Genomic DNA, 22,930 nt, shown 5'->3' on the forward strand with positions numbered 1-22,930 from the left:
GTCAGCCCGGTGGCGGGCTTCCCGGCCGCTCGGGCTGGCACACCGGGCACCAGTAGGTGACGCGCTCGCCCAGCTCCTCCTTGCTGATGGCGGTGCCGCAGCGGCGGCACGGCTGGGCGCGGCGGCCGTACACGTAGCTGGTCTGCCCCCGGTGCAGCGAGCCGGTGGTGCTCTGCGTCCAGCGTCCACGGTTGGCGGCCAGCAGCCGCTGCGCGAGGGCGACCATACCCGGCAGATCGGGTACCGCCCGCACGGACGTCCACGGTGACACGCCCCGCAGGAACAGCACCTCACACTTGTAGAGGTTGCCCACCCCGGCCAGGTTGCGCTGGTCGAGCAGGGCCTCGCCGATGGTCTGCTCCGGATGTGCGCCGAGGCGGTGAACCGCCTCGGCGGCGTCCCAGTCCGGGCCGAGCAGGTCCGGCCCGAGGTGGCCTACCAGGGCGTCCTCCTCGACGGTGGGCACCAGGGTCAGCTCGTGCAGGTGGTAGCCCACCGCCACCGCGCCGGGGCTGCGCAGCACCACCCGGATCAGGTGCGCGGGCCGGCCGCTCCACCGTTCGCCCGGCGCGTACGCCCGCCAGGCGCCGTCCATCCGCAGGTGGGAGTGCAGCGTCCACGGCGCGTCGTCCGGGGCGGAGAGGCGGAGCAGCAGGTGCTTGCCCCGGCTGGCCGACTCGCGGACGGTCCAGCCGGTGAGGTCGGTGGTGGCCAGCCGGGGCACCCGGAAGTCGGAGCCGGACAGCCGCGCGCCGGCCAGCGCGCGGTGCAGCACGCGGGCGGTGTTCCAGACGGTGTCACCTTCGGGCACGCTGCCATCCTCCCTCTTTCGAGCATGATTCGCATGTGTCGCTATTTGTAGCCAGGTTCCTCATGATCTCCGGACATGCGATGGTCAGGGGGTTCTGAGGAGAATGCCCATGAGACGACCTCATTGTCTTATCCGACCCTCCACGCTCGCCGCCATCCTCGCTCTCGCGCTCATCGCAGCCCTGGTGCCCGTCACCAGCGCCGCCCGGACCACCGTCCCCGCGACCGCCGGATCGCTCACCCTGACCGCCGCCGCACCGGCCGGGGAACGGTGGAGCGCCGACCTGTCGGTCGTCGACCGGGACGATGTCAACGTCCGCCGTACCGCCGCCGGACTGCGGCTGCGCGAGGCCCGCGCGGGCGGACGCAGCCCTCGCAGCCCGCACAGCGCGCTCGCCGAAGGCATGCTCCTCAGCGCCCCACGCACCCTCGCCCGCCCGGCCACCCGGGTCCGCGCCGAGATCGACGCGGACGTCCCCGCCGGCGCGAGCGCGGAGGCGCAGGTGCGCGGATGGCGGCTCAACGGCTGGACCGAGTGGCGGGCCGCGACCGCCGGCGCGACCTTCGACCGCCCGGTCAGCCGCGTACAGACCCGGGTGGTGCTGACCGCGCGGGCCGGCGGGGCCACCGCGACGGTACGCGCCGTCCAGCTCACCGCCGACGCGACCGCCGCCGTCTCCACCGCCACACCCGGCCTCACCTACCGGGTGTACGCCACCCGGATCGGACTGGTCGGCGAACTGACCGCCAACGGCCGCACCGTACAGCCGCGCGACCACTTCGTGGCCCTACCGTCGCGCCGGGGCCTCTCGCCACTCAACAGCGGCGACTACACCGTGCGGGTCTGCACCACGACGGGCGCGCGCTGCGAGTACGCCCCGGTCTGGGACGTCGGGCCCTGGAACACCCGGGACGACTACTGGAACCCGTCCGCCGTACGCGAGAACTGGAAGAACCTGCCGCAGGGTCGGCCCGAGGCGCAGGCCGCCTACCAGTCCGGCTACAACGGTGGGCGGGACCAGTTTGGGCGTACCGTGCTCAACCCGGCCGGCATCGACCTGGCCGACGGCACCTTCTGGGACGGTCTGCAACTCACCACCAACGCCTGGGTGGACGTCGCGTACCTGTGGACCGGCGGCGGTCCGCGCGCCGTGGTGGGCGACGGCCCGCTCAACATCCGCAGCGGGCCCGGCACCTCGTACGCGATCCGTGGCCTCGCCGCGCGGTTCGCCAACGTGCCGGTCCAGTGCTACGTCACCGGCCAGTCGGTCGCCGGCCCGTACCGCACCACCACCAGGTGGAACCGCCTGGCCACCGGGCAGTACGTCAGCCACGCGTACGTCGCCACCGTCTACGGCGGTACCGTACCGGTCTGCTGAGACGACCTCGCTTCGGCGGGCGCCGCGTCAGGGGCGCTCGTCGGGGCGGGCGGGACGCACCATGTCCTGGTAACGCGGGTGGCTGGCCCCGTAGACGGCGTAGTTGAGCCGGGCGTGCGACAGGCTCAGGTCGCCGTTGGCGCCGCCCCGCACCGCGTCCGCGTCGGCGTCGCTCTGGCCGTCGTCCGTCCAGAAGCAGACCGGGCAGGTCCCGCCGCCGGTCCGGGAGGCACAACAGGGACAGCCCACGGGAACTACGTGTTCACCCACCGGTTCACCCACCGGGGCAGCATTCCACAGTCGAATGTCACCCGGCCACCCGCAGGAGGTCACCCGGGCGTACGCCGAGGACGTCCACGGCCCGACCGCCGTTGACCGCAACCGCCACCAGGTCGGCCGAGTCCACGTACACCACCAGGGCCTGCTGCGGCGCGTCGCCGAACGTCCGTCCGTGTACCGCCGCGTGGGACGGCGTCGGCCCGGGCGGGCCGACCCGGACGGTGGCCGCGAGCGCGCCGAGCACCTCGCCGGGCGCGGCGAGCTGCACGTTGCCGAAGTGGTCGACGGTCAGCACCTCGGCGGTGAAGCCGTCGGCGTCACGGATCATGACCGGTGCTGGCAGCCGGACCAGTTCGCCCGGGTCTACGGCTGGACCGGCTTCGGCGAGTGACGCCCCGAGCGCCAGGCGTGCCGCCACCGGGGCGAAGACGTCCCGGCCGTGGAACGTGCCGGACACCCGGGCCGCCAGCCATCGTGGCGCGGTCAGCTCCACGGCGGCGCTGACCCCGCCGAGCGCGGTGGCCGCGTCGAGCAGCAACCCGTTGTCCGGGCCGACCAGCAGCCCTCCCGGGGTGGCCAGCGCGATGCCCCGTCGGGCGGTGCCGACCCCCGGATCGACCACGGCCACGTGCACGCCCACCGGCAGGTACGGCACGGTCTGCGCCAGCACGGCGGCACCGCGCCGGACGTCCGCCGGCGGCACCAGGTGCGTCACGTCGATGACCCGGGCGGCGGGAGCGATCCGGGCGATCACCCCGTGGCAGGCGGCCACGAAGCCGTCGTCGAGGCCGTAGTCGGTGGTCAACGAGATCCACGGTGTGCCGGACACCCCCGCAGGCTAGCGCCCCCGCCCCCCGCGCGTCCCGCGCCCAACGCCCCCCGCGCGTCCCGCGGGTGGTGGTCGGATCGGGCCGTATCGGTGCGGGCGACTGGCAACCCGGCTGACCCTGCTGGCAGATAGCGGACAGCGTGCTGGCCGACCGGCCCCTCCCGCCACCCAGCGTGGTTGGGCAGACTTCGCCTGTGACACTTCGGAGCCTGCCCGCCGTCGGGGTCCTGCTGGTCGCCGCTGCCGTCGTCGCCGGCTGCGGCCGTGGTGACGATCCCGCGCCGTCGAGTGCCGTCCCCGGTGTTACGTCCTCGACCGTCCAGGCCACGGATCTGCCGAGCGTGCCGAGCACCTCGGCGGGCCCGTCCCGCACCGACGGCGCTGCACCGCCGCCACCACGGTCCGTCGCGCCGTCCACCGTGCCGTCGGCGCCACCGCAGGGACCGGTCGAACGCCGGCCGGCCAGTCCGCCGCCGGTGGTACTGCCCCAGCGCCCGGCGGGCGCTCCCAGCGCCCGGCAGGTCATCGACGCGTTCCAGGCCGCCGGTCTGCGGGTCACGCACCCGAAGGACCGCTCGGTCGACTGTGGTCCGGACGGTCTCGGGCTGGGCTGCTCCGAGATCGTCACCACGGACGGCGTCACCGTCTTCGTGTTCCCCGACGAGACCAGCGCCGGCGACATCGCCGAGACGTGGGGCGGCCAGTCGTACCGGCGTGGGGCAGTGGTGCTCAACTACCTCGAGGCGAAGACCCCGGCAGCCGACCGCGTGCGCTACGAGAAGGTTCTCAACGGCCTCCGCTGAGGCTGCTCCCGCTGCCTCGCGGCCGCGTTGTCCATCAGGTGGCGGCCGGGGCACAACCTTTGGCTGTGATGCCTGTGAGTCATCAAGATGACTCACAGGCATCAACGTCGCAGAGGTGGTCGACGGTGCCTGGCACGGGAGAGCTACCAGATCGCGTGTGGATACCGCGCGAGAGCGGATCGGCCCCACCAGTGGTCGTCACGCAGGACAGCCCGCGACACCTTCGGAGGCCGGACGCGCGGTCGGCCAGGCGCGCAGGCAGGGGCTGAGCCACGCGTGCGCAGGCGGACGCTTCCACGGGTTGAGCGACCGGCAGACGTAGGCCGCGCGGGTCGGGTCAACCGCGTAGGCGTAGGCCGCGCGGGGTGGCCCGGAAGCCGGCGGCGGTCAGCGCGTCACGCAGTGGCGACGAGTGCACCGCCTCGCCGTCGGCCCGTTCGACCGACATCGCGCCCAACGCTCCGGAGTGGACGGCGTCGGCCAGCGCCTTACCGGCCGCCGCGAGCGTCTCGGTGTCGTCGGTGAAGGAGAGCAGGGTCCGGCCACCGCGTTCCACGTACAGCACGAGGTCGCCGCCGACCTGCACCACCAGGGCACCGGCCTTACGGCCCGCCCGGTGCCCGGTCGCGGCGGTGGCCCCGTCGCCGGAGTCGACGACGCGGTCCGGCCAGGGGAGTGCCGCACCGTACGGGTTGGCCGGATCGGTGGCCGCCAGGACGGTGGCCGGCCCGCCCCGACCCCGGGCGCCGTCGGCGGGCTCCGCCAGGGCGCGTAGCCGGTCCACCGCGCCGGGAACCGCGAACTGGGCCGCGCCGAGACCTTCGACGAAGTAACCCCGGCGGGCCGCGCCACGCTCCTCCAGCGCCGACAGCACCGGGTAGACCGCCGAGAACCCACCGACGACCTGCTCGGCCATGACCGCGCCCCGGGTGACGACCCCGTGCCGTTCCAGCAGGACGTCGGCGAGGGCGGCGGCCCGCCTGGTCGGGTCGAGATCCCGATCCGGAAGCCGCGACCAGCGGCCGGCGACGGTCGGTGGGCCGCTGCGGGTGGGCAGCGCCACCCGGCCGGGCCGCCGGTAGCGGGTGCGCGGCGCGGACGGGCGCGACCGGTGCGCTCCACCCGCGCCGAGCACCGCCCGCAGCGGGGCGAGGGTGTCGTTGGTGAGGTGCCCGGCCCAGACCAGATCCCAGATGACACCGGTCAGCGCGGCATCGTCGGTGGCGCCGACCCGGTCGGCGAGCGCGCGGAAGAACAGCGCCTGCCCGTCGCCGAGGGCGTCGAGCACCGCGTCGTGCAGCGGGGTACGCGTCAACGCCTCATCAGGCGGCGGAAGCAGCAGCGGCGCGGCGTCCGCGTACGCCAGGGTGACCCAGCCGTCGCCTCCGGAGATCGCCCCGGAACCGGCCCAGAGCACCTCCCCGCTGGCACACAGCTCGTCGAGCTGGGCGGGGGAGTAGTCGGCGACCCGGCCGGGCAACACCAGCCGTTCCAGCGCGGACGCGGGCACGGCAGCGCCCTGCAACTGCTCCACCGTGGCGGCGAGCGCCTCCACACCCCGGGCGGACGAGCCGACCTGCTGCCAGCGGGGCAGGAACGTGGCGAGGGCCCGCGGTGGCACCGGCTCGATCTCCCGGCGCAGCGCCGCGAGCGAGCGGCGGCGCAGCATCCGCAACACCTCGGCGTCGCACCACTGCGCGCCGGCCGTGTCGGGCGTGAACTCGCCGGAGACGACGCGGCCGGTGGCGGCCAGGCTGCGCAGCGTCTGCTCGACCACGAAGACGCCGAGCCCGAAGCGAGCCGCGCAGGTCGCGGCGGCGAACGGGCCGTGGGTGCGGGCGTACCGGGCCACCAGGTCGCCCAGCGGGTCGGCCACCGGCGCGAGGTACGCCTCGGCCACCCCGACGGGCAGCGCCACGCCGAGCGCGTCGCGCAGTCGGGCGGCGTCCTCGATGCCGACCCAGCGCTGCTCGCCGGCGATCCGTACCCGCAGCACCCGGCGGGCGGCCTCCAGCTCGCTCAGCCAGCCCTCCGGCACGCCCCGCTCGGTCAGCTCGACGTCGCTGAGGTCGCCCAGCACCCGCAGCAGCTCGACCACGTCCTCCGCGTCGCGCGGGCGGCGCTGCTCGGTCAGCCAGCGCAGTTGCCGGTCGGTCTCGGCGAGCACCTCCGGATCCAGCAGCTCGCGCAGGTCGACCCGGCCGAGCAGCTCACCGAGGAGCGTGGAGTCCAGGGCCAGGGCGGCGGCCCGGCGCTCGGCGAGCGGGGCATCGCCCTCGTAGAGGAACGCGCCCACGTAGCCGAAGAGCAGCGACCGGGCGAACGGCGACGGCGCGCTGGTCTCCACCTCGACGAGGCGGACCTTGCGGGCCGCGAGGTCGCGCATCAGCTCGGCCAGCGCCGGTTGGTCGAAGACGTCCTGCAGGCACTCCCGGGCCGCCTCCAGGGTGACCGGGAAGTCGGCGTACTCGCGGGCGACGTCGAGCAGTTGCGCGGCGCGTTGCCGCTGCTGCCACAGCGGCTGGCGGCGGCGCGGGTCGCGGCGGGGCAGCAGCAGCGACCGGGCGGCGCACTCCCGGAAGCGGGCGGCGAAGAGCGCCGAGGTGCCGACCGACTCCTGCACGAGCTGGGCGATCTCGTCGGGTTCGAAGACGACCACGTCGGCGCCGGGTGGCTCATCGGCGGTGTCCGGGAGGCGTACCACGATTCCGTCGTCGGAGGGCATGACCTGGGCGTCCACCCCGTACCGCTCGGCCAGCCGGCGACCCACGGCGAGAGCCCAGGGCCCGTTGACCCGCGCGCCGAGGACGCTGTGCACGGCGAGTCGCCAGTCGCCCAGCTCGTCACGGAAGCGCTCGACGACGACGGTCCGGTCGTCGGGCAGGGAGCGGGTGGCCGTCCGCTGGTCGCGCAGGTAGGCCATCAGGTTGGTGGCGGCCCAGTCGTCCAGGCCGCCCTCGCGCAGCGTGGCCAGCGCCGCCTCGTCGCTCTGGCGCAGCAGGGCGCGGACCCGCGCGCCGATGGCCCGGCCCAGCTCCACCGGGCGGCCGAGCTGGTCGCCCTTCCAGAACGGCATCCGCGCGGCCTGACCCGGCGCGGGGGAGACCAACACCCGGTCGGGGGTGATCTCCTCGATGCGCCACGAGGACGAGCCGAGCAGGAAGACGTCGCCGACGCGCGACTCGTAGACCATCTCCTCGTCCAGCTCGCCGACCCGGGCGGCCCGCTCCGCACCGGCCAGGAAGACCCCGAACAGCCCTCGGTCCGGGATCGTGCCGCCGCTGGTCACCGCCAACCGTTGCGCGCCGGGACGGCCGGTGAGCTGGTCGCTGGCCCGATCCCAGACCAGTCGGGGACGCAACTCGGCGAACGCCGTGGACGGGTAGCGGCCGGAGAGCATGTCCAGCACGGCGTGCAGGGCCGAATCGGGAAGCTCCGCGAAGGGCGCCGCCCGCCGGACCAGCACCGCCAGGTCGCCGACCTGCCACGGCTCCAGGGCCACCATCGCGACGATCTGCTGGGCCAGGACGTCCAGCGGGTTACGCGGGTAGTGCAACTCCTCGATCGCGCCGTCGGTCATCCGCTCGGCGACAACCGCGCAGGACAGCAGGTCGCCCCGGTGCTTGGGGAAGACCACGCCCCGGGAGACCGCGCCCACCTGGTGCCCGGCCCGCCCGACGCGTTGCAGGCCGGCGGCGACGCTCGGCGGGGCCTCGATCTGCACCACGAGGTCGACCGCGCCCATGTCGATGCCCAGCTCCAGGCTGGAGGTCGCCACCACCGCCGGGAGCTGGCCGGACTTGAGCGCCTCCTCGATGTGCTTGCGCTCCTCCCGCGAGACGCTGCCGTGGTGCGCGCGGGCGATCACCGGCGCTGCCCCGGCCGCCGCGCCGGACTGGGCCATCACCTCGGCCGGCGCGCGACTGCTGCCCGGGCCGGCGGGGCCACCCCACCGCTGCGCGCCGCTCGCCGGGCCGTCGTCGGCCGCCGGCTTATCGCCCGACGACGACCCCGGGGGTACGACGATCGCGCCCTCGCCCGACGCGGAGGCGATCGCGGCGGTGGCCACCTCCTCGGCGGCCAGCTCGTTGAGCCGTGCGCACAGGCGCTCGGCGCTGCGGCGGGAGTTGGTGAAGACGATGGTGGAGCGGTGCTGCCCGATCAGCGAGAAGACCCGCTCCTCGACGGCCGGCCAGATCGAGGCGCGGCGTGGCCCAGGCCCGCCGAGGGAGTCCTCGGGAGGCTGCTCCTGCTCGTCGAGGCGGGTCATGTCCTCCACCGGCACCTGCACGCTGACCTCGATCGTCTTCGCCGTGCGCGGCTGCACGACGTCGACCGGCCGGGCGCCGCCGAGGAACCGAGCGCAGGCGTCGATCGGCCGGACGGTGGCGGAGAGGCCGATCCGTTGTGCCGGCGTGGGCAGCAGCTCGTCGAGGCGTTCCAGGGAGAGGGCGAGGTGGGCCCCGCGCTTGCTGCCGGCCACCGCGTGGACCTCGTCGACGATCACCGTCTGGACGCCGCGCAGCGAATCCCGAGCGGCCGAGGTGAGCAGCAGGAACAGTGACTCGGGTGTGGTGATGAGGATGTCGGGTGGGGTGCGGGCGAAGGCCCGTCGCTCGTCGGCCGGCGTGTCACCGGTGCGCATCCCGACGGTGATGTCGGGTGGTGGGACGCCGAGCCGGGTGGCCGCCTGCCGGATGCCGGCCAGCGGCGCGCGTAGGTTGCGTTCGACGTCGACGGCGAGGGCCTTGAGCGGGCTGACGTAGAGCACGCGGCACCGCTGGCGAGCCTCGGTCGGCGCGGGCTCGCGGGCCAGCCGGTCCAGCGACCAGAGGAAGGCCGCGAGCGTCTTGCCGGAGCCGGTGGGCGCCACGACCAGGGCGTTACGGCCGGCCGAGACCGACTTCCAGGCGCCGGTCTGGGCGGCGGTGGGCGCGGCGAAGGCGGCGTCGAACCAGGCGCGAGTGGCGGGACCGAACCCGTCCAACACCTCGCCCTTGCCCGTGTCTGCCCCGCTCACCGGTCCATCGTGCCCCGTCGGTACGACAACAACGAACGACCCACGGCGGATCGTGCCGCGCTGTGTGGAAATTGCGCGTGATGCACCTTTAATACGTTAAGTCTCACTTAACTGCTTGCTTGTAAGGAGCAACATAAAGTAACTTCACCCGCAACGCGAATCGGGTGGGAGGGATCGGATGACCGGCGAGCCGCGACACGTCGAGCCCGGCACCGATGTGCTGATCCGCAAGGTCGACAGTCACCTCGCCACGCTCCGCGGCGGTCTGCACGGGCCCGAGCTGGAGCTCGCCGAGCGTCTCGCCGGCTGCCTGCGGGAGCTGGTCGTCTCCACCGCCCAGGCCAGCGCCGCCGACCGGGGGCAGGTCCGCGTCGCGGTGCACTACTTCGTGCTGCGCCGGGAGAGCCGGGGCCGCCTGCTCTCGATGCGGTCCCTCGCCGTCGCGGAGCGGGTCGTCGCCAAGGTCGCCCGCCAACTCGGTCGCGTCGACCTGCTGGCCGACCTGCGCCGAGGTCACCAGGATCTCGACGACGCGCTGCCGGTCGGCGACGCTCTGCTGCGCTGACCGCCGCCGCTGGCGCTCGCCGTTGATCGCACATTGAGCCCTATGGCGGGGCAATTCCGGTAAAACCGCCCGAGGCTCGGGGATCTGGCGTCTGATCGCTGAAGACACCACCGCTGTACGGGTGTCGGCCACCTCGATCGGGAGCGCGAGTGCTGGTACTGCTCATCCTCCACCTCGTGGCGGCCCTCGTCGCGCCGCTTCTCGTCCGGTGGTGGGGTCCGCGCGCGTGCTATCCGCTGGCGCTCGCGCCGGCCGCCGCGTTCGGCTGGGCGCTGGCCCGTACCCCGGCCGTCGCGCACGGCGGCGCGGTCGTCGAGACGTACCCGTGGATCGGGCAGTTGGGCCTCGACATCGCGCTGCGCGTCACCACGCTGTCGTGGCTCATGACCCTGCTGGTCGGCGGCGTCGGCGCGCTCGTGCTGGTCTACAGCGCCCGGTACTTCGACGCCGGCTCCCCCGGGATGGCCCAGGTCGCCGCCGTCCTGGTGGCCTTCGCCGGCGCGATGCTCGTCCTGGTGTTCGCCGACGATCTGCTGCTGCTCTACGTCGGCTGGGAGTTGACCACGATCTTCTCGTACCTGCTGATCGGGCACAGCACCGAACGCCGGGCCAGCCGCTGGGCGGCGGCGCAGGCGCTGACCGTCACCACGCTGGGCGGGCTCGCCATGCTGGTCGGGTTCATCCTGCTGGGCGAGCACGCCGGGAGTTACCGCTGGTCCGAGATCGCCGCCCACCCGCTGCCCGGAGGTGGCTACCTCGTCACGGCGGTGCTGCTGATCCTGGCCGGGGCGCTGTCCAAGTCGGCGGTGCTCCCGTTCAGCTCCTGGCTGCCGGTCGCGATGGCGGCGCCCACCCCGGTCAGCGCGTACCTGCACGCGGCGGCCATGGTCAAGGCCGGCGTCTACCTGGTCGGGCTGCTCGCGCCGGTGCTCGCCACGGTGGGTCCGTGGCGACCGCTGGTCCTCATCGCCGGGGTGGCGACCATGCTCGTCGCCGGTTGGGCGGCGCTGCGACAGAACGACCTCAAGCTGCTGCTCGCGTACGGAACGGTCAGCCAGTTGGGCCTGCTGGTCGCGGTGACCGGCTCGGGTACACCGGACGCCGCGCTGGCCGGCACGGCGATGCTGCTGGCGCACGCCCTGTTCAAGGCGGCGCTGTTCCTGGTCGTCGGCGTCATCGACCACGGCGCCGGGACCCGTGACCTGCGCGAGTTGTCCGGGCTGCGCCGCTGGTCCCGCCCGTTGTTCGGGGTCGCGGTGCTGGCGGCGGCGTCGATGGCGGGCGTACCGCCGCTCGTCGGGTTCGTCGCCAAGGAGGCGGTGTTCGCGGCGTTCACCAGCGATCCGGTGGTCCTCGCCGGGCTGGTCGCCGGAACGGTGCTCACCGTCGCGTACAGCGCCCGCTTCCTCTGGGGCGCGTTCGCCGACCGGCCGGGCGTCGAACCGGTACCACCCGGGCCGGTCGCCGCGTCGATGCTGCTCCCACCGGCGGTGCTCGCCGTCGTCGGGCTGCTCGCCGGTCCCGCCGCCGGCGTGCTGGACGGTCTGCTCAGTCCGTACGCCGAGCTGCTGGGGACCCTCGACGCGCACCTGACGCTCTGGCCCGGACCCACCGCGGCGCTCGGTCTGTCCGTGTTGGCGCTTGCCGGCGGCATCCTGCTCTTCGCGCTGCGCGGGCCGCTCGCCCCCGCGCTGGCCCGGCTCCGGTCGCCGGTCGGCGGCAATCAGGGGTACGAGTGGGTCGTGGGCCGGTTCGACCGGTTCGCCATCGGGGTCACCGGCGCGACCCAGCGCGGCTCGCTACCGCAGTACCTCGGCATCATTCTCGTCACCCTCGTGCTGCTGCCCGGTGGGGCGATGCTCGCCGCCGCCCCCTGGCGGGCCCGGCTCCCGCTCTGGGACAACCCGCTGCAACCGGTGGTCGTGGTGGTCATCGCGGTGGCCGCGCTGCTCGCGGTCGGCGCTCGTCGGCGGTTGACCGCGATGCTGCTGGTCGGCGTCACCGGCTACGGCACGGCCATGCTGTTCATCCTGCACGGCGCACCTGATCTGGCGCTCACCCAGTTCCTGGTGGAGACCGCGACCATCGCGGTCTTCGTGCTGGTGCTGCGCCGCCTGCCGCAGCGGTTCTCGGCCCGACCGCTGCGCCGCAGCAGATGGACGCGTCGGGCGATCGGCGTGGCGATGGGCGTGGTGGCGGGCGGGCTCGCGCTCGTCGCGGCCGGCGCCCGCCGCGCGCCGGACATCTCCACCGTCTTCCCGGCCCTCGCGGTGGGCGAGGGGTACGGCCGCAACGTGGTCAACGTGACCCTCGTCGACATCCGAGCCTGGGACACCATGGGCGAGGTGTCGGTGCTGGTGGTGGCCGCGACCGGGGTGGCCAGCCTGATCTTCGAGCGGTCCCGTACCGGGCCGAGGCCGCGCCGGCCGGAGTCCGCCGAAGGGGCCGCCCCGCCGCACCGGCCCGTCTGGTTACGGGGTGGCCCGACCCTTTACGACGAGCAGCGCTCGCTCGTCCTTGAGGTGGTCACCCGACTGATCTTCCACACGGTGGTGCTGTTCTCGCTCTTCCTGCTCTTCTCCGGGCACAACGCGCCGGGCGGCGGATTCTCGGGCGGCCTGGTGGCCGGGCTCGCGCTGGTCGTCCGCTACCTGGCCGGCGGCAGGTACGAGCTGACCGACGCCGCCCCGGTGGGCGCCGGCCTGATCCTCGGCGCGGGGCTGGCCCTGGCGGTGGGTACGGGCGCGGTGGCGCTGCTGGCCGGCGGATCGGTGCTGCAGAGCGCGAAGCTCGACGTGTCCCTACCGCTGGTCGGCGACGTCCACCTGGTCACGTCGCTCTTCTTCGACATCGGCGTGTACCTGATCGTGATCGGGTTGCTGCTGGACATCCTGCGCAGTCTCGGCGCGGAGGTGGACCGGCACATCGAGGCCACCGGTACGGAGAGCGGCGGCCTAGCCATCGACAAGGGCGGACGGCCGTGACGGCGGGTGGCGCCGGGCCGACGCTGGTGCTGGTGCTCGCCGTCGCGGCGCTCGTCGGGTGCGGGGTGGTCCTGCTGCTGGAGCGCAGCCTCACCCGGATCCTGCTCGGCGTCATCCTGCTCGGCAACGGCGTCAACCTGCTGATCCTGCTGGGTGGCCGATCGGGTGGCGCTCCCGTCGTGGGCACCGGCCCGGTGGACCGGATGAGTGACCCACTGGCGCAGGCGATGGTGCTGACCGCCATCGTGATCACGTTCGGGTTCACCGCGTTCCTGCTCGCCGTGGCGTACCGGAGCTGGTATCTCACCGGCGACGACGAGGTGCCCGACGACCTGGAGGACCGCCAGATCATCCGTCGCGCGGAGGACCACGGGGTGGGCGCGGTCGACCGTGGCGGGGAGGGTCCGAACGGCGATCCGGAGCAGGTCGACCCGGAGCCGGCCCGCCGCCGACTCCGACGTGGCCAGCAGGACGACGCGTCGTGAGCCGGCTCCTGCCCCTGCCGGTGGTGGTGCCGCTGCTCGGCGCGGCGCTGACCCTGTTGCTGGCCGACCGGCCCCGGGTGCAGCGTACGGTCAGCGTGCTCTGCCTGGCGGTGACGTTCACCGTTGCGCTGGTGCTGCTGGTGCAGGCGTACCGGCACGGGCCGGTGGTGCTCGCGGTCGGTGGGTGGCCGCCGCCGGTCGGCATCGTGCTGGTGGCCGACCAGTTGGCCGCGCTGATGCTGGTGGTGTCCTCGGCGGTGACCCTGTGCGTGCTGGTGTACTCGATCGGGCAGGGCCGCAGCGAGACCAGCGAGAGCGCGCCGGTGGTGATCTTCCACCCGACGTACCTGGTGCTCACCGCGGGCGTCACCAACGCGTTCCTGGCGGGTGACCTGTTCAACCTGTTCGTCGGCTTCGAGATCCTGTTGGCGGCCAGCTTCGTGCTGATCACGCTGGGCGGCACCGAGACGCGCATCCGCACCGGCTCGACGTACGTGGTGGTCAGCGTTCTCTCCTCGATGATCTTCCTGACCGGCGTGGGGCTGGTGTACGCGGCCACCGGCACGCTCAACATGGCGCAGCTCGCCCAGCGTCTCGACGACCTGCCGGACAACGTCCGGGTGACCCTGCAACTGATGCTGCTGCTCGCGTTCGCGATCAAGGCCGCGGTCTTTCCGCTGTCGGCCTGGCTGCCGGACAGCTATCCCACCGCTCCGGCCCCGGTGACCGCCGTGTTCGCGGGGCTGCTCACCAAGGTGGGCGTGTACGCGATCATCCGTACCGAGACGTTGCTCTTCCCGGGTGGCCAGGTCGACGACCTGCTCATGGTCGTCGCCGGGTTGACCATGGTGGTCGGCATCCTCGGCGCCGTGGCGCAGTCGGACATGAAGCGGCTCTTCTCGTTCACCCTGGTCAGCCACATCGGCTACATGATCTTCGGGGTGGCGTTGAGCACCGCGGCCGGGCTCGCCGGGGCGATCTTCTACGTGGTGCACCACATCACCATCCAGACGACCCTGTTCCTGGTCGCCGGGTTGGTCGAAGAGCGCGCCGGCAGCACCGACCTGCGTCGTCTCGGCGGACTGGCCCGGGTGGCGCCCCTGCTGGGCGTCCTCTTCTTCGTCCCGGCGATGAATCTCGCCGGGGTGCCCCCGTTCTCCGGGTTCCTCGGCAAGCTCGGGCTGCTCCAGGCCGGGGTGGCGGCCGGCGGCGCGCTGCCCGCGACGTTGGTGGCGGCCGGGACGCTCACCAGTCTGCTCACCCTGTACGTCGCCTCCCGGGTGTGGAACATCGCGTTCTGGCGGGCGCCCCGGATCGCCACCGACGAACCCGTCGTCCGGCTGCCCGCCCTGACGGTCGGCGCGACCGTCGCCCTGGTCGCCCTGGGGGTGTCGCTGACCGTGCTGGCCGGCCCCCTGTTCGACGTCACCGCCGACGCGGCCACCGACCTGCTCTCGCGTACGCCGTACGTGCGCGCTGTTCTGCCCGGCGGCGTGCCGTGACGGGCCGACGCGGCGCACCCCCGACGGACGCCGCTAGGGAAGGTCGGCTCGGGCGTTGGCGGGACCAGACGCTGGCGCTGAGCTGGCTGGTGCTCGTCTGGAACCTGCTCTGGGGCGAGATCAACCTGGCAAACATCATCGGTGGCCTGCTGGTGGGAGGCTCGGTCCTGCTGTTCTTCCCGCTGCCGGCGGTCACCTTCGGCGGGCGGCTGCGCCCGGGGGCGCTGCTGGCGTTCGCCGGTCGGTTCGTCGTCGAACTGGTCAGCGCGAGCCTGCACATCGCCCGGATCGCCGTGCAACCCGGTTACCGGCCCCGTGGCGCGATCATCGCCGTCCGGTTGCGGGTGCGTACGGATCTGATCCTGGCGCTCACCGCCGAGGCGGTCTCGCTGGTGCCCGGCACGCTGGTCCTCAAGGTGGACCGTGAGCCGGGGGTGCTCTACCTGCACGTGCTGGACACCCACGGCCCGGCCGACCTGGCGCTCGCCCGGGACCGCACCCTCGACGTCGAACGACGCATCGTCCGGGCGGTGGGCAGCGCGGACGAACTGCGCCGCGTGGAGCCCGGTCCCGCCGAGAAGGGATTCGCCTAATGATCACGTTCCTGGCCGTCGTCCTCACCGTCCTGCTGTCGGTGACCGCGCTGCTCGTGCTGATCCGGCTCTACCGGGGGCCCTCGCTGTTGGACCGGGTGATCGCGGCGGACATGCTGCTCGCCACCATGGTCGGCGCGGTGGGCGCGGAGGCGGCGGTCAACCGGCACGCCACCACGCTGCCGGTGCTGGTGGTGCTGTCCCTGCTCGGCTTCGTGGGCTCGGTCTCGCTGGTCCGCTTCGCCGTCCGGGAGCGTTCCTGATGCCGGGCGTGCTCGCGACGATCGCCGACTGGCTCGGGGCCGTCTGCCTGGTCGCCGGCGCGCTGCTCGCGCTGTGCGCCGGCATCGGTGTGCTGCGCTTCCCGGACGCCCTGTCCCGGATGCACGCGGCCACCAAGCCCCAGGTGCTCGGCGTGCTCCTGCTGCTGCTCGGGATCGCGCTGCGGCTGCGGTCCCGGGCCGACCTCGGCATGATCCTGCTGGTCGGGGTCTTCCAGTTGGCCACCGCCCCGGTCGCCGCGCAGATGATCGGCCGGGCCGCCTACCGGTCCGGCCGACTCGACCGGGGCCTGCTCGACGCCGACGAGTTGGCCGGGACCGAGTCGACCGGTGGGCGCGGCGAAAGCCGGTCCCGGCCGGGCTGAACAGGACGATCGACTCCTTCGGCCCACCCCCAGCGGAGTCCCAGGCAACGCCGATAAAATGACGGCATGATCGACTCCTCTGCCCAGGAGGGCAGCAGTAGCCAGCCGGGTCGTGCCCGGCGTATCCCCGTCCCGACGGCCCCGGGAGCCCTGAGCGTCCCGTGTTGATCGTCGTCGGTCTTCTTCTCATCATCGTGCTCACCGCCGCCACCGGTTACTTCGTGGCGCAGGAGTTCGGCTACGTCGCCGTCGACCGGGGCAAGCTGCGCCAGCTCGCCGACGACGGCGACCAGGCCGCCGCCCGGGCCCTCGCCGTCACCAGCCGGCTCTCCTTCATGCTCTCCGGCGCGCAACTCGGCATCACCGTCACCGCGCTGCTGGTCGGTTACGTCGCCGAGCCGTACCTCGGTGGTGGCCTCGCCGACCTGCTCGGCGTCGCCGGCGTCAGCGAGTCCGTGAGCCTGCCGCTGTCGGTGGCGCTGGCCCTGGTCATCGCCACCGTCGTGCAGATGGTCCTCGGCGAGCTCGCGCCCAAGAACCTCGCCATCGCCCGGGCCGTACCGCTGGCCCGGGCGCTGAGCCGGTCCACGCTCTTCTACCTGGCCATCGCCGGTCCGGTGATCCGGCTCTTCGACCGGGCGTCGGTCCGGCTGCTGCGCCGGGTCGGTATCGAGCCGATCGAGGAGCTGCCCAGCGGGGCGACCCCCGCCGACCTGGAACAGATCATCGCCGAGTCACGTGAGGAGGGCAGCCTGGACGCTGAGATGTCCACGCTGCTCGACCGGGGGCTCGACTTTCGTGAGCTGACCGCCGGCGAGGCCATGGTTCCCCGGGTCGACGTGCACATCGTCCGGGGGCACGAGCCGGTGAGTCGGGTGGTCGAGCTGCTGGACACCGGCCACTCCCGCTTCCCGGTTCGTGGCGCGGAGGGTGTCGACGACCTGCTCGGCATCGTCGGCATCGCCGACGTGCTCGGCGTACCCCCCGCCGAACGGGCCACCACCCCGGTCAGCGCGGTGGCGGGCCCGCCGCTGCTCGTACCGGAGACCCTGCCCCTGCCCACGGTGCTGGACCGCCTGCGCTCCGGGCACCGGCAGATGGCCTGCGTGGTCGACGAGTACGGCGGTTTCGCCGGCGTGATCACCCTGGAGGACATCGCCGAGGAGCTGGTTGGTCCGATCCGGGACGAGGACGACCCGCCGGAGCGGGCGCCCGCCCGCCAGGACGACGGCTCCTGGGTGGTGCCGGCCCGCTGGCGGATCGACGAGGTCGCCGACAGCACCGGCATCGCGCTGCCCGAGGCCCCGGAGTACGACACGCTCTCCGGGCTGGTCATGCGGGAGCTGGGCCGGGTGCCGGAGGTCGGCGACCGGTTGGAGATCAGTCTGCTGCCCGAGGGCGTCGAGGCCGACGAGGGCGAGGCGGAGCCCCGGGCGCTGGTCGAGGTGCTGGCCGTGGACCGGCACGTCGCCGACTCGGTCCGGCTGCAACTCACCGACCGTGGCGAGCGGCGCGAGGTGTCTGCATGAGCCCCGGCATCGCGTTGATCAGCTCCGGCGTCCTGCTGGGGCTGAACGGGTTCTTCGTGGCCGCCGAGTTCGCCCTGGTGGCCAGCAAGCGGTACCGGCTGGAGCAGGCGGCGGCCACCGGTGGCCGGGCGGCGCGGGCCGCGCTCGACGGCGTCCGCGAGCTGTCGCTGATGCTGGCCGGTGCGCAGCTCGGCATCACCCTGTGCACCCTGGGGCTCGGCGCGCTGGCCGAGCCGGCGATCGAGCACCTGGTCAGCCCGCTGCTGCACGTGGTGGGGCTGCCCGACGCGGCCAGTCACGTCATCGCCCTGGTCTTCGCCCTCGGGTTGGTGACCTTCCTGCACCTGGTGGTGGGGGAGATGGCACCGAAGTCGTGGGCGATCACCGACGCCGAACGGTCGGCGACGCTACTCGCGCTGCCGTTCCGGGCGTTCGCCCGGGTGTCCCGGCCGGTGCTGTCCGCGTTGAACGCGCTGGCCAACGCGATCCTGCGGCTGGTCGGGGTCAACCAGCAGGACCAGCTGGCCCAGGTGCACGGTCCGGACGAGCTGCGGATCCTGCTGGAACAGTCCCGCGAGCACGGGCTGCTCGGCGCCGAGCAGCACCAACTGCTCACCAGCATGCTCGAGTTGCAGGGCACGTCGGTGGCGCAGGTGATGGAGCCGTTCGCCACCATGGTCACGGTCCGGCGCGACGACCCGGCCGAGCGGATCGAGCAGGTCAGCCGGGACAGCGGCCGGTCACGGCTGGCCGTGCTGGACGCGGGCGGCGACGTCTGCGGTCTGGTGCACGTCCGGGAGGCGGTACGGGCGGTCACCACCGGCCGGGCCGCCGTGGCCGGGGAGCTGATGACACCGGCGTTCACCCTGCCGGCGACGTCCTCGGTCACCGAGGCGGTGGCCGCGATGCGCGCCCGGCAGTCGCAGCTCGCGCTGGTCCGCAACGGCGGTGGCCCGGCCCGCCCGATCGGCTTCGTCGCCCTGGAGGACCTGTTGGAGGAGGTCATCGGCGAGTTCGACGACGAGACCGACACGGTGCCGCGCGGTCGGCGACTCCGCTAGGAGAATTCCCGCAAGTTCCGGGTGACCCCCCGCCGGGTCCGCGACAGTTGAGGTGACCTGGCGGGGGGCGCGATGCGGTTGACGGGGGTGTCTCGGGAGTCCGGCTGGACCGGGCTGTCCGTACAGACCACGCTGGGAAACCCGAGCACCCGTCCGGGCCTGCGCCTGCCCGGGCGGGTGACTCTCGCCGCCGGGCCGGACGACGTGCTCGTACGCCACATCCGGCTCGGCCTGGTCACGACGGTCGAGCCGGACGACCCGGCGGCCCCGCGACGCCTCATGCAGTTCTTCCAGCTCCCGATCGCCGGGCGGTTCGTGGTCCCGGCGGGCCGCCGCCGGGCCGTCGACTTCGCGTTGCCGCTGCCGTGGGAGACCCCGGTGACCACCTTCGGTGGGGTGCCGCTGCTCAGTCTGCGGATGGGTCTGCGGACCGAGGTGTCCGTCGACCCGGACCTGGACCAGGGCGCCATGGTGCCGGTCTTCGTGCACCCGGTCCCCACCCAGCAGCACGTGCTGGCGGCGCTGGACACGCTGGGCTTCTCGATCCGCCAGGCCGGGCTGGTGGAGGGCGGCCTGCCCGGGGTGGAGCATGCTCTACCGCTGCACCAGCGCTGGGGCTACTGGGTGGGGCCGCTCTACGCCGGCCCGATCACCGAGCTGGAACTGATCTTCGTGACGAACTCGGCGGGCCTCGAGGTGATCACCTGGGTGGACCGCAAGCTGGCGCTGGCCGGGATTACCCACCAGAGCATCAGCCGGTTCCGGATCTGGCACGCCGACGCCGGGCAGCGGGACTGGGTCGCCACCGTGGACGGCTGGCTGCGCCACGCCATCAACCGCCACGCGGCGGCCGCCGCCCACGCCGACTGGTCCGCGCAGATCGGCCATTCCGCCCACGTCAGCCGCCACCCCGACGCCCCGATCAAACCCGGCTACGGACTGGGCGGCACAGCCGGAGGAGCCGGGGTCGGCGGCGGCGGAGGAGGCGACGGCACCTGACCCCCCGCGCCGATCTTGCACTTACTGTCGCCGTAGAGCGGTGCGAAAGGCGCAAAAAGACAGCACAAAGTGCAAGATCGCGGAGAGCGGTGGGGTCGGGTGGGCGACGAGCGGTGGGGTCGGGGTCAGCCGGCGCTGGCGGTGGCTAGTTTGAGGCTGAAGGCTAGGAAGAGCGTTGCCACCGCCGTGGTGCCGCCCACCGCGAGACGACGGCGGCGGCGGAACTGGGCCGCCAGGAACGTCCCCGCGAAGATCAGCGCGGTCAGGTAGAGCGCGCTGCTGACCTGGGCGATCAGGCCGAGCAGCAGGAACGACAGCGCCGGCCACGCGTACCCGGGGTCGACGAACTGGATGAAGAACGAGATGAAGAAGAGGATCGCCTTCGGGTTCAGCAGGCTGATCACCAGCGCCTTGCGGAACGGGCTGCGCAGCTGCGCCGGCTCCGCGGCGTCGATCAGCCGCGGCGTGGTCGGGTCGTTGCGGTCGCGCCAGCGCCGCCAGGCGCCGCGCAGCATGGTCAGCCCGACATAACCGAGGTACGCCGCGCCGGCGTACTTGATCACCAGGAACAACGGTGGGTACGCCTTGAGCAGCGACGCCACCCCGGCGGCGGAGAGGATCATCAGCACCCCGTCGCCGACGAACACCCCGCCCGCGGCCCGGTAGCCGGCCCCCACGCCCCGCTTGGCGGCGGTGGAGAGCACGAAGAGCGAGTTCGGTCCGGGCAGCAGGATGATGGCCACGGTGCCCAGCACGTACGTCCAGATGTCGGTGATCCCCAGCACGCCCGCCATCATCACGCCACCGACGCCGTACGGCGAAGGCTTTTCCGCAGCGTGGCCTGTGCGTTCGGCCACTCGTCGACGGTCATCGCGTACTGCACCGTGTCCCGCCATGAGCCGTCCGGGCGCTGGCGGTGCATCCGCAGCACCCCCTCCCGGGTCGCGCCGAGCCGTTCGATGGCCGCCTGGGACCGAACGTTGCGGATGTCGGTGTGCCAGGCGACCCGTACCGCGCCCAGCTCGTCGAAGGCCCGGCCGAGCAGCAGCAGCTTGGCCTCGGTGTTGATCCCGGTACGCCACCACGGACGGCCGAGGAAGGTGTGCCCGATCGCCACCGACCGCCGCTCCGGGTCGATCTCGTAGTACGAGGTGCTGCCGACCACCGTCCCGGTCGCCGCGCAGCGCTGCACCCAGGGCACCCGCTCGCCGCGCTGCTGGGCGGCCAGCGCGGCGGCGATCACCTCGGCGGTCCCGGCCGGCTCGGTGGGCCGTGGAACGGTCAGGTGCCGCCAGACGTCGTCGTCGGCGGTGGCGGCGTGCAGGTCGTCGGCGTGCGCCAGGTCCAGCGGTTCCAGCCGGACGTGCTCGCCGCTCAGCGGCGCCGGGTCGTGCCAGGGCGTACGGATCGTCCGCAGGTACGCCGGCAGCGGCGCGGCGACCCCGGCGGCGGGCTGCGGCAGCCCGGCGGTCAGCCGTAGCGGCAGGACGCCGGCCCAGTGCGGCAGGTGCAGGTCGGCCTCGTCCTCGCGGACGCCGCCGGTGCGCGACCGGACGGACACCTCGCGCAGCGGCAGCGCCAGCACGGCGGTCTCGGCCAGTTCGCGCCGGTTCGGCGGGCGACTGTCCGTGCTGCGGCCCGCGCCCACCTTCTCGACGAGCGCGGTGAGCATGGCGCTCTTCTCCGTGGCGTCGGTGACCAGTCGGGCGGTGCCGTGTCCGACCACCGAGCGGTAGTTGGCGCTGTGGTGGAACTGGGAGCGGGCGTACACCAGCCCGTCGAGCAGCGTGACCGCGACGCAGACGGCCAGACCATCGCCCCGGGCGGCGAGCAGGGGGCGACTGCCGGTGGAGCCGTGCAGGTAGAGGGTGTCGCCGACGCGGACGTGCAGGGTGGGCAGTACGCGGGGCTCGCCGTCCACGGTGAAGCCGAGCGCGCAGTGGTACGCCTCGTCGAGGACGGCGTGTGCCGCCTCGCGGTCGTAGCTCATCCGCTCGCGGGAACGGGTGGCGGTGGTCCGGGCGGTGGGTGGGTACATGCGCGCCCCTTTGTTCTAGTACAATCTTTTGTTTGTGTCAGCACGCTATCAGTTCACCGGGACGACGGCCGCCACGATTTTGGCCAGCATCGAATCGGGCATCCGTACCGGCGCTCTGCCACCCGGAGCGGCCCTGCCGCCGGTGCGGGCCCTCGCCGCCGACCTCGCCGTCAGCCCGGCGACCGTCGCCCGCGCCTACCAGGAGCTGCGCCAGCGCGGCGTGCTCACCACCGCCGGCCGGCACGGCACCCGCGTCCGCCCACGGCCACCGGTGGCCGCCCGTCGCTCCGCGTTGCGCCCCGCGCCCCTGCCCGGCGCGCGTGACCTGTCCCGGGGCGAGCCCGACCCCCGGCTGCTGCCCCCGATCGGTCCGCACCTCGCCGCGCTCGCCGCCGACGCCGGCCCACCGATCGGCTACTCGCAGGCCGGAGTGCTCCCGGAGCTGGCCGAGTTCGCCCGCGCCCGGCTGCGCGCCGACGGCGTACCCGCCGACGACCTCACCCTCACCGGTGGCGCGCTGGACGGCATCGAACGCCTCCTCGGCGCCCACCTGCGCCCCGGCGACGCGGTTGCGGTGGAGGACCCCGGCTGGGCCAACCTGCTCGACCTGGTCGCCGCCCTCGGGCTGCGCCCGATCGGCGTACCGGTGGACGACGAGGGGCCGCTCACGGCCGGGGTGGCGGCCGCACTGACCGCTGGCGCGCGGGCGCTGGTGGTCACCAGCCGCGCCCAGAACCCGACCGGCGCGGCCGTCTCCGCCGCCCGCGCCGAGGAACTGCGCGCGCTGCTCGCCGGGCGACGGGACCTACTGCTCATCGAGGACGACCACGCCGCCGAGCTGGCCCGCGTACCCCTGCACCCGCTTGCCGGCACGACCGCGAGCTGGGCCTTCGTGCGGTCGGTGAGCAAACCCTTCGGCCCGGACCTGCGACTGGCGGTGCTGGCCGGCGACGAGACCACCGTGGCCCGGGTGACCGGCCGGACGCGGGTCGGCGCGGGCTGGGTGTCCACCGTGCTGCAACGGCTGGTGCTGGCCCTGTGGCGGGACCCGGCGGTCGACGACCTGGTGGGCCGTGCGGCGCAGAGCTACGAGCTGCGGCGCGCGGGTCTGGTGGCCGCGCTCGCCGAGCAGGGCCTGACCGCCCACGGCCGCAGCGGCATCAACGTCTGGCTGCCGGTGCCGGACGAGACCAGCGTGGTCACCGCGCTACGTGACGCGGGCTGGGTGGTGGCGCCCGGCGCCCTCTACCGGATCGCCGCCCCGCCCGCCGTGCGCGTCACCGTCAGTTCCCTGGCCGTGGCGGACCTGACGCCCCTGGCCGCCGCGCTGGCCCGCGCCATTCGTCCCGATCCACCGTCCGGTTTCGCCACCTGACCCGTGGCGACCGGGTCGGGAGGTTTGCCGGGT

At 73.6% G+C, this 22,930-nt stretch carries 19 protein-coding genes; 13 read left to right on the forward strand and 6 right to left on the reverse strand.

Annotated elements, in window-relative coordinates; translation table 11 throughout:
- Position 1 precedes the first annotated feature (1 nt).
- A complete protein-coding gene (locus tag ACQP03_RS08655; RefSeq protein WP_433460780.1) occupies positions 2-811 on the reverse strand; it encodes a DNA-formamidopyrimidine glycosylase family protein in 810 nt (269 codons plus the stop codon).
- 109 nt (positions 812-920) lie between these two features.
- On the opposite strand from ACQP03_RS08655, the gene ACQP03_RS08660 reads away from it, so the two are divergent.
- On the forward strand, positions 921-2,189 hold the full coding sequence (locus tag ACQP03_RS08660) for a hypothetical protein (protein ID WP_433460781.1): 1,269 nt from the start codon (positions 921-923) through the stop codon (positions 2,187-2,189).
- Positions 2,190-2,216: 27 nt separating this feature from the next.
- Here the strand turns inward: ACQP03_RS08660 and ACQP03_RS08665 are convergent, their stop codons facing one another.
- Together ACQP03_RS08665 and ACQP03_RS08670 are read right to left on the reverse strand one after the other, a co-directional pair.
- A complete protein-coding gene (locus ACQP03_RS08665; RefSeq protein WP_039905669.1) occupies positions 2,217-2,459 on the reverse strand; it encodes a CPCC family cysteine-rich protein in 243 nt (80 codons plus the stop codon).
- Positions 2,460-2,496: 37 nt separating this feature from the next.
- Entirely contained in the window at positions 2,497-3,297 is an 801-nt protein-coding gene (locus ACQP03_RS08670; RefSeq protein ID WP_357175186.1) for an SAM hydrolase/SAM-dependent halogenase family protein, read from the reverse strand.
- Between the two features lie 194 nt (positions 3,298-3,491).
- On the opposite strand from ACQP03_RS08670, the gene ACQP03_RS08675 reads away from it, so the two are divergent.
- Positions 3,492-4,100: a hypothetical protein gene (locus tag ACQP03_RS08675; protein ID WP_357393733.1), complete on the forward strand. Its 609-nt coding sequence runs from the start codon at positions 3,492-3,494 to the stop codon at positions 4,098-4,100.
- 337 nt (positions 4,101-4,437) lie between these two features.
- Here the strand turns inward: ACQP03_RS08675 and ACQP03_RS08680 are convergent, their stop codons facing one another.
- Positions 4,438-9,120 carry an Lhr family helicase gene (locus ACQP03_RS08680; RefSeq protein ID WP_357393735.1) on the reverse strand — a complete coding sequence of 1,561 codons (4,683 nt, stop codon included), beginning with the start codon at positions 9,118-9,120 and terminating at the stop codon, positions 4,438-4,440.
- Between the two features lie 178 nt (positions 9,121-9,298).
- Between ACQP03_RS08680 and ACQP03_RS08685 the strand changes: the two genes are divergently transcribed.
- The 10 genes from ACQP03_RS08685 (at position 9,299) to ACQP03_RS08730 (ending at position 19,484) form a co-directional block, all read left to right on the forward strand.
- Positions 9,299-9,685, forward strand: a complete 387-nt coding sequence (locus ACQP03_RS08685) for a hypothetical protein (RefSeq protein WP_357122540.1) — start codon at positions 9,299-9,301, stop codon at positions 9,683-9,685.
- A 149-nt stretch (positions 9,686-9,834) separates the two neighbouring features.
- Positions 9,835-12,669 (forward strand): Na+/H+ antiporter subunit A, encoded by a 2,835-nt coding sequence (locus tag ACQP03_RS08690; protein WP_357122543.1) that lies wholly within the window; start codon positions 9,835-9,837, stop codon positions 12,667-12,669.
- Positions 12,666-13,154, forward strand: a complete 489-nt coding sequence (locus ACQP03_RS08695; protein ID WP_357175196.1) for a Na(+)/H(+) antiporter subunit C — start codon at positions 12,666-12,668, stop codon at positions 13,152-13,154. The genes ACQP03_RS08690 and ACQP03_RS08695 overlap by 4 nt, the downstream gene beginning before the upstream one ends.
- Positions 13,151-14,656: a Na+/H+ antiporter subunit D gene (locus tag ACQP03_RS08700; protein WP_357175199.1), complete on the forward strand. Its 1,506-nt coding sequence runs from the start codon at positions 13,151-13,153 to the stop codon at positions 14,654-14,656. The genes ACQP03_RS08695 and ACQP03_RS08700 overlap by 4 nt, the downstream gene beginning before the upstream one ends.
- Positions 14,653-15,249, forward strand: a complete 597-nt coding sequence (locus tag ACQP03_RS08705; RefSeq protein WP_357175201.1) for a Na+/H+ antiporter subunit E — start codon at positions 14,653-14,655, stop codon at positions 15,247-15,249. Before ACQP03_RS08700 ends, ACQP03_RS08705 begins: the two co-directional genes overlap by 4 nt.
- Positions 15,249-15,512: a monovalent cation/H+ antiporter complex subunit F gene (locus ACQP03_RS08710; RefSeq protein ID WP_357122555.1), complete on the forward strand. Its 264-nt coding sequence runs from the start codon at positions 15,249-15,251 to the stop codon at positions 15,510-15,512. The genes ACQP03_RS08705 and ACQP03_RS08710 overlap by 1 nt, the downstream gene beginning before the upstream one ends.
- Entirely contained in the window at positions 15,512-15,895 is a 384-nt protein-coding gene (mnhG, locus tag ACQP03_RS08715; RefSeq protein WP_357122558.1) for a monovalent cation/H(+) antiporter subunit G, read from the forward strand. Before ACQP03_RS08710 ends, mnhG begins: the two co-directional genes overlap by 1 nt.
- A gap of 161 nt (positions 15,896-16,056) precedes the next feature.
- Complete coding sequence (locus ACQP03_RS08720; protein ID WP_357122561.1) at positions 16,057-17,424, forward strand: hemolysin family protein; 1,368 nt, start codon at positions 16,057-16,059, stop codon at positions 17,422-17,424.
- Positions 17,421-18,485, forward strand: a complete 1,065-nt coding sequence (locus tag ACQP03_RS08725) for a hemolysin family protein (RefSeq protein WP_357122564.1) — start codon at positions 17,421-17,423, stop codon at positions 18,483-18,485. The genes ACQP03_RS08720 and ACQP03_RS08725 overlap by 4 nt, the downstream gene beginning before the upstream one ends.
- A 72-nt stretch (positions 18,486-18,557) precedes the next feature.
- On the forward strand, positions 18,558-19,484 hold the full coding sequence (locus ACQP03_RS08730; RefSeq protein ID WP_357122567.1) for a sporulation protein: 927 nt from the start codon (positions 18,558-18,560) through the stop codon (positions 19,482-19,484).
- 125 nt (positions 19,485-19,609) lie between these two features.
- Here the strand turns inward: ACQP03_RS08730 and leuE are convergent, their stop codons facing one another.
- Both leuE and ACQP03_RS08740 read right to left on the reverse strand, forming a co-directional pair.
- Positions 19,610-20,281: a leucine efflux protein LeuE gene (gene leuE / locus ACQP03_RS08735; RefSeq protein ID WP_357122570.1), complete on the reverse strand. Its 672-nt coding sequence runs from the start codon at positions 20,279-20,281 to the stop codon at positions 19,610-19,612.
- The gene (locus ACQP03_RS08740) at positions 20,281-21,522 is read right to left on the reverse strand and encodes a bifunctional pyridoxamine 5'-phosphate oxidase family protein/GNAT family N-acetyltransferase (protein WP_433460782.1); all 1,242 of its coding nucleotides are present in this window, start codon (positions 21,520-21,522) and stop codon (positions 20,281-20,283) included. Before ACQP03_RS08740 ends, leuE begins: the two co-directional genes overlap by 1 nt.
- A 34-nt stretch (positions 21,523-21,556) precedes the next feature.
- On the opposite strand from ACQP03_RS08740, the gene ACQP03_RS08745 reads away from it, so the two are divergent.
- Complete coding sequence (locus ACQP03_RS08745; protein ID WP_433460783.1) at positions 21,557-22,897, forward strand: aminotransferase class I/II-fold pyridoxal phosphate-dependent enzyme; 1,341 nt, start codon at positions 21,557-21,559, stop codon at positions 22,895-22,897.
- Positions 22,898-22,930 lie beyond the last annotated feature (33 nt).

It is taken from the genome of Micromonospora sp. CA-248212, from assembly GCF_050948405.1.
Classification (GTDB): Bacteria; Actinomycetota; Actinomycetes; order Mycobacteriales; family Micromonosporaceae; genus Micromonospora.